The following is a 4,554-nucleotide window of genomic DNA, read 5'->3' on the forward strand; positions in this document are numbered from 1 at the left end:
TGTGTATAAGAGACAGCCCTTCGGCCCCCATCGCCCCCAGTCAGCCCCCGTCAGCCCAGCAGCTCCGGCTCGCTCCGCGTGATCTGCTGGTACAGCGGCTGGTAGTTGATCCACGCCGCCAGGTCGTTGCCGAGCTGGTCCCGCGTGTGCCGGGCGCTCGCCTGGTCGATGAGGACGGGCTTCCCGGCCGCCTTCGCCACGAGCTGCACCTGGCAGGAGCGCTCCATGGTGATGAACCACCACGCGGCCGCGTCCACGGAGTCCCCGACGGTCAGCAGCCCGTGGTTGCGCAGGACGACCGCCTTGTGCGGCCCGAGGGCGGTCGCGATGCGCCGCCCCTCCTCCTCGTCCACCACGACACCCGTGTAGTCGTCGAAGAGGGCGACGTCCTCGTAGAAGGCGCACGCGTCCTGGGTGATCGGCTCCAGTACGTCCCCCAGCGCGGACAGCGCCCGCCCGTGGACGGAGTGGCTGTGCGCGGCCGCGACGACGTCGGGCCGGGCCTGGTGGACTTGCGAATGGATCGCGAACGCCGCCTGGTTGACGTGGTACCGGCCCTCGACGACCTGCCCCTTGTGGTTCACGAGGATCAGGTCGCTCACCGTGATGTGCTTGAAGGACATCCCGAACGGGTTGACCCAGAAGTGATCGGTGAACTCCGGGTCGCGCGCGGTGATGTGCCCCGCGACCCCCTCCTCGAAGCCGAAGCGCCCGAAGAGCCGGAGCGCCGCCGCGAGCCGCTCCTTGCGGTGTCGCCGTTCGTCCTCGACGGAGTCGTGTTTGGGGGGCATGGCGAAGTGGAGCTGGTCGGCGGGGATGGGTTCCGGTGCTGTTGCCTGCGACATGGCGGCGTCCCTCCGGTTCTTCCGTGGCTACGGAACGGAAGCTACCTCCGGGTAAGCACGGAGAACAGGCCTACGGGACAAAGGTCCGGGATGCGGCGGGCTCCGCCGTCGCGTCCGCCGCGTGCTCCAGGATCGCCTCGGCCAGCGCCCCCAGGCACTCGCGCGGCAGCGCGTGCCCCATGCCGGGCATCGCCACCGTCCGGGCGTTGCCGATCACTTGGGCGATGTGGCGGGCGTGGGCCGGCGGGAAGACGGGCTCGGCGGAGGCCTCGGTCACCAGCGTGGGGACGGTGTTGCGGGCCAGCTCCTCCGTACGCTCCATGCCGGAGTGATCGGCGCGGCCGTGGGCGGTGGAGACGTCGTAACGCCCCGCGTGCTCGATGATCCGCCGCTCGCGCTCGCGCATCTCGCCGGCGTGGAAGGGCAGTTCCTCGCCGCTCAGGAGCCGCCAGTGCTCGACCCGCCGGTCCAGCTCGGCCTCCGGGCCGTGGTCCTCTACGGGCCGGGCCCACATCTCCAGAACGCGCGGGTCGATGCCGGGCAGATCGGCGGCGGCGGTCTCGGTCCCGTCGGCCTCGACGAGCGGCCGCCCGCTCAGCGCGCACGTACCGATGAGGGTGGCGCTGAGGATGCGGTCCGGGTGATCGGCGAGCAGCAGCTGTGCCAGCATGCCGCCGAGCGACATCCCGACGATGTGGGCGCGCTCGACGCCGTGGGCGTCCAGGACGGCGAGGGCGTCGTCCGCGAGGTCGGTGATGCGGTAGGGCCGCTCGTCGTACGACCAGGTGGAGCGGCCGGCGTCGCGGTGGTCGTAACGGATCACGCGGTAACGGGCGGCGAGGGCGTCGACGAACTCCTCGGGCCAGGCGAGGCCGGACGCCTGCGCGCCCATGATGAGCAGCAGGGGCGGGGAGTCGTCGGCCGCTCCGCCGCGCCCTTCGCTCCAGAGGCGGACGCCGGGGGCGACGTCGACGGTGAGGGTTCGGGGTTCGGTCCGGGGCATGGCGGGTCCCTTCCTGGGGTTCGAGTGCGGGCGCACCTCAGAAGTGAAACGATACGTCTCGTCTCGTGATCGCGCCACTATTTTGGCGGAGCCTGGTTCGCACCGGAGCTCCGCCGTCGGCTACAGCTTGTCGATCTCGGTCAGATCGATGTCGACGTCGAAGGGGTCGGCGAGCTTGAGCCTGTCCCGGTATGTTCCGGTCTGAACGTACGCCTGCGCCTCCCTTGCGAGCTTGAAGACGGTGACCACCGGCGCACCGTCCGTTCCCCCCATATCGACTCGCCAGAAGTGGGGAATCCCCGCGAGGGCGTACTTGAAGGGCCTGGTGACATAGTCGCGGGCCTCGGAATCCGGAGAGACCACCTCGACCGCGAGCAGGACATCCTCCACCGGATAGAAGGTCTGCTTCATGCTCTGCACCGACCTAGCGCACACAACGGACACATCCGGTTCGGGGCCATTGCGCTTGTCGATCAACACCGTCATCTCACGGCGGACCTTCAGCCCGGAGGGCACGGTCCGCCGCAAGCCATCGGTCAGCAAATCGACCACGATGCTGTGGAATTCCCTCTGCGGACTCACGAAAACCAGGCTCCCGTCGATCAGCTCCGTGTGCGGCGGGAGGTCGGGCAGCGTCAGCAGATCGTCCACGGTGTAACCGTCCTGCGGCGGCACCGGCCAGTGGTGCGCGGGCTCAGCGGTCATGGTTCCTCCCATGGACGGGATTCTTGGCCGTACGGTCAGCGTACCCACCGCAAACGCCGGTGCCGCCACTCAAACGAATGAGCGGCGGCACCGGCGTTCGACCTGCGGGTCTCCGGGAGGACTACTCCCACTCGATGGTGCCCGGCGGCTTGCTGGTCACGTCCAGCACGACGCGGTTGACGTCGCGCACCTCGTTGGTGATGCGGGTGGAGATGCGGGCCAGGACGTCGTACGGCATGCGCGTCCAGTCGGCCGTCATGGCGTCCTCGGACGAGACGGGGCGCAGGACGATCGGGTGGCCGTAGGTGCGGCCGTCGCCCTGGACGCCGACGGAGCGGACGTCGGCGAGGAGCACGACCGGGCACTGCCAGATCTCGCGGTCCAGGCCGGCGGCGGTGAGCTCCTCGCGGGCGATGGCGTCGGCCTCGCGCAGCAGGTCCAGGCGCTCCTTGGTGACCTCGCCGACGATGCGGATGCCGAGGCCGGGGCCGGGGAAGGGCTGGCGCTGGACGATCTCCTCCGGCAGGCCGAGCTCCTGGCCGACCATGCGGACCTCGTCCTTGAAGAGCTGGCGGAGCGGCTCGACGAGCTCGAACTCCAGGTCCTCGGGGAGGCCGCCCACGTTGTGGTGGGACTTGATGTTGGCGGTGCCGGTGCCGCCGCCGGACTCGACCACGTCGGGGTAGAGGGTGCCCTGGACCAGGAAGGCGACGTCCTCGCCGCCCGCGCCGGCCTCGGCCACGATCTCGGCCTGGGCCTGCTCGAAGACGCGGATGAACTCACGGCCGATGATCTTGCGCTTGGTCTCCGGGTCGGAGACGCCGGCCAGCGCGTTCAGGAAGCGCTCCTGCGCGTCGACGACCTTGAGCTGGACGCCCGTCGCGGCGACGAAGTCCTTCTCGACCTGCTCGGTCTCGCCCTTGCGCATCAGGCCGTGGTCGACGTACACGCAGGTGAGCTGCGAGCCGATGGCCTTCTGGACGAGGGCCGCGGCGACCGCGGAGTCCACGCCGCCGGACAGGCCGCAGATGGCGCGCTTGCTGCCGACCTGCTCGCGGATGGCGGCGACCTGCTCCTCGATCACGTTGCCCGTGGTCCAGGTCGGCTCGATGCCCGCGCCGCGGTAGAGGAAGTGCTCCAGGACCAGTTGGCCGTGCGTGGAGTGCATGACCTCGGGGTGGTACTGGACGCCGTAGAGCTTCTTCTCGTCGTTCTCGAAGGCGGCGACCGGCACGACGTCCGTGGAGGCGGTGACGGTGAAGCCCTCGGGGGCGGCCGAGCAGGCGTCGCCGTGCGACATCCACACCGACTGCTCCGCCGGGGTGCCCTCGAAGAGGGTCGAGCCGGTCTTGGAGACGTGCAGGGGGGTGCGGCCGTACTCGCGCGCGCCGGTGTTGTCGACGGTGCCGCCGAGCGTGGTGGCCATCAGCTGGAAGCCGTAGCACATGCCGAAGACGGGGACGCCGGACTGGAAGAGGCCGAGGGCGTCGTCGAGGCGGGGGGCGCCCTCCTCGTACACGGACGAGGGGCCGCCGGAGAGGATGATCGCCTTCGGCTTCTTGGCGAGCATCTCGGCCACGGGCATCGTGCTGGGCACGATCTCGCTGTAGACCCGCGCCTCACGGACTCGGCGGGCGATGAGCTGGGCGTACTGCGCGCCGAAGTCGACAACGAGCACCGGCTCCGCGGTGTTGTCGTGGGCGGCGGGGGGTGCTGCTGACACGGGAGCGGCCTTCCGGCGGTGGAGGAGGGGGTCTGTATTTGTCGATTCTACCGGGGCGCCGGTGCTTGCTTTTGTCTCACCATCCGAAACCGGACCGGACCGGCGGTGGCCCCGGCGTCGCGAGCGGGCCATACTGTCCCCCATGCGCAAGCACCAGACCTTCGTCTTTACCTATGGCAACCGGCCCGTCCGGCTGCCATGGTCGTGCTGCTTGAGCAACTGACAAGCGATTTCGACAGGCGCCCCGGGCCGACAAGGCCCGGGGCGCCTGTCGTTTT

At 69.9% G+C, this 4,554-nt stretch carries 4 protein-coding genes; all 4 read right to left on the reverse strand.

The window, feature by feature from the left end; genetic code table 11:
- Window positions 1–50: 50 nt before the first annotated feature.
- The 4 genes from ACSNOG_RS31830 to guaA all read right to left on the reverse strand — a co-directional run bounded on the left by ACSNOG_RS31830 (window position 51) and on the right by guaA (window position 4,276).
- Window positions 51–845: a class II aldolase/adducin family protein gene (locus ACSNOG_RS31830; RefSeq protein ID WP_436756178.1), complete on the reverse strand. Its 795-nt coding sequence runs from the start codon at window positions 843–845 to the stop codon at window positions 51–53.
- 70 nt (window positions 846–915) lie between these two features.
- The gene (locus ACSNOG_RS31835; RefSeq protein WP_436756179.1) at window positions 916–1,848 is read right to left on the reverse strand and encodes an alpha/beta fold hydrolase; all 933 of its coding nucleotides are present in this window, start codon (window positions 1,846–1,848) and stop codon (window positions 916–918) included.
- Window positions 1,849–1,968: 120 nt separating this feature from the next.
- The gene (locus tag ACSNOG_RS31840) at window positions 1,969–2,553 is read right to left on the reverse strand and encodes a Uma2 family endonuclease (protein ID WP_436756180.1); all 585 of its coding nucleotides are present in this window, start codon (window positions 2,551–2,553) and stop codon (window positions 1,969–1,971) included.
- A gap of 121 nt (window positions 2,554–2,674) precedes the next feature.
- Window positions 2,675–4,276, reverse strand: a complete 1,602-nt coding sequence (guaA, locus tag ACSNOG_RS31845) for a glutamine-hydrolyzing GMP synthase (RefSeq protein WP_436756181.1) — start codon at window positions 4,274–4,276, stop codon at window positions 2,675–2,677.
- Window positions 4,277–4,554: the final 278 nt, after the last annotated feature.

Source organism: Streptomyces sp. URMC 124 (assembly GCF_051386455.1).
Lineage (GTDB): Bacteria > Actinomycetota > Actinomycetes > Streptomycetales > Streptomycetaceae > Streptomyces.